The following is a 2,163-nucleotide window of genomic DNA, read 5'->3' on the forward strand; positions in this document are numbered from 1 at the left end:
CTCATGTACAGATGCTTGCTGTCGCGCGTGAGCGCCCAGCCTTCGCCGGGATAGCGGAAGGTGCGCTGCTGCCTGAAGCTGGCCAGGTCGTAGACAAAACCAAGCTCGCTCTTCCAGGTGAGCTGGATCAGCTCGTGATTCCAGTCGACGATGCCCTCGCCGAAATACGCATCCGGCACATCATGGCGCTGCAGTACCTTGCCGGTTTCCAGTTCCACTTTGCGCACGGTCGACTCGCCCGCTTCACCGGTGCTCTCGTACAGATAGCCGTCCTTGTAGAACAAGCCTTCCGTATACGCCGAGGTGTCATGCGGATAGACATGCACCACGCGATAGCCGTAGACCGGCGTGGCGGCGTGGATGGACGCAGAGCTGACAAGGGCGATCAGGGCGAGCGCGTAGCTGAGCCGGCGTATCATGAAAACGACATCCTTTGCGAAGGGCAGCCTCGCGCGTAGCGGGCAGCGGGTAACCTCAGTGCAGCGAGCGTACCCGGAAGTTCCGCCCCTTGATCTTGCCCGCGCGCAGTCGCTCCAGCGCCTTGTTCGCAAGATCCCGACGGATGGCCACATAGGCACGGGTGGCGAATACGTCGATCTTGCCGATGTCCTTGGCGTCCAATCCAGCGTCGCCGGTCAGTGCGCCGAGGATATCGCCGGGTCGCAGTTTGTCCTGGCGGCCGGCATCGATCACCACCGTCTTCATCGGTGCGAGGTTGAGCTGCTTGCCGCGCGAGGGCGCCACCCGCAGCGGATGCCACGGCAGCGGCTGGCCCAGCTGTTGTTCGATATTGGTTGCCTTGGGGCGTTCGCGCGGCGTCACCAGCGTGATGGCGAGGCCATTCTCGCCGGCGCGACCGGTGCGGCCCACGCGATGCGTGTGCGTGTCCGGATCGTGTGCAATGTCGAAGCTCACCACCAGGGGCAGCGCGACGATATCGAGGCCGCGCGCCGCCACGTCGGTGGCCACCAGCACGGCGCAGCTGCGGTTGGCGAACTGCACCAGCACTTCGTCACGATCGCGCTGCTCCATGTCGCCGTGCAGTGCGAGCGCCGAGAAGCCGCGCTTGTCCAGTTCCTCGGCGACCGCGTCCACGTCCTTGCGCATATTGCAGAACACCAGCGCGTGCTGCGCCTGTTCATCCCGCAGCGTGCCCTTGGCCAGCAATTGCGCGAGCGCATCGAGTTTCTGCGCCGGCTCCACTTCGTGGAAACGCTGCTCGATGGTGGTCTCCTCGTGCGGCGTCTCCACCGTCACTTCCACCGGATCGCGCTGCAGGCGCTTGCTCACCTGGCGGATTTCCTCGGCATAGGTAGCCGAGAACAGCAGCGTCTGGTGATGCTTGGAGATGCGCCCCACGATGTCGTCGATAGCTTCGGAAAAGCCCATGTCGAGCATGCGATCGGCCTCGTCCAGCACCAGCACCTTGATGCCGCCGCCGTGCAGGCTCGAGCGCTTGAGATGTTCCTGGATACGCCCCGGCGTGCCCACCACGATATGCGGGTCATGCGTGAGCGAGGCGAGCTGCGGGCCCAGCGGCATGCCGCCGCACAGCGTCAGCAACTTCACGTTGGGAATATTGGCCGCCAGTTTGCGGATGGCCTTGCTCACCTGGTCAGCCAGCTCGCGCGTCGGGCAAAGCACCAGCGCCTGCAGCCGGATCGTCTCCACGTCGATCTGCTGCAGCAGGCCCAGGCCGAACGCAGCGGTCTTGCCGCTGCCGGTACGCGCCTGCGCGATCACGTCGCGACCTTCCAGGATCGGCGGCAGGCTCTGTGCCTGCACTGGCGTCATCTCGGTGAAACCGAGGGTTTCCACGCTGGCGAGCAGCGCGGGCTTTAAGGGGAGCGTGCGGAAGTCGGTCATGCGGGTATTGTCGCATGCCGGTTGGCTGGGCCTTAAAAGGGGTCAGGGGCGAGTAGTGAGGGCGCCAAGACCGCCTGCCCACGCTCGCCCCTCGTCCCTAAATACTCAGCTCTGCATATCTTCCAGCTCGATGCCCTTGGTCTCGCGCACGGCCTTCAACACGAAGATCAGCGAAATCAGGGCAAACGCGGCATACAAGCCGTAGGCGAAAGCGAGGCCCGCTTCAGCCAGCGCAGGGAAGGTGCTGGTGATGGCGAAATTGGCCAGCCACTGGGCGGCGGCGGCCACGGCCAGCGC

At 64.7% G+C, this 2,163-nt stretch carries 3 protein-coding genes; all 3 read right to left on the bottom strand.

The features are described 5' to 3' along the window. Positions 1-419, bottom strand: a 419-nt coding sequence (locus tag AC1DMG_RS21710; protein WP_477181110.1) for a glutaminyl-peptide cyclotransferase, incomplete at its 3' end; no start/stop codon positions are given. Positions 420-474: 55 nt separating this feature from the next. After that, entirely contained in the window at positions 475-1,866 is a 1,392-nt protein-coding gene (gene dbpA / locus AC1DMG_RS21715; protein WP_477175093.1) for an ATP-dependent RNA helicase DbpA, read from the bottom strand. 105 nt (positions 1,867-1,971) lie between these two features. After that, positions 1,972-2,163 (bottom strand): MFS transporter (locus AC1DMG_RS21720; protein ID WP_477181111.1); only part of this gene is annotated, 192 nt, incomplete at its 5' end.

It is taken from the genome of Dyella sp. 01N36 (genome assembly GCF_056399745.1).

Coding starts and splice junctions, on each gene's coding strand:
- dbpA (WP_477175093.1), bottom strand. CDS start 1,866: ATGACCGACTTCCGCACGCTCCCCTTAAAGCCCGCGCTGCTCGCCAGC.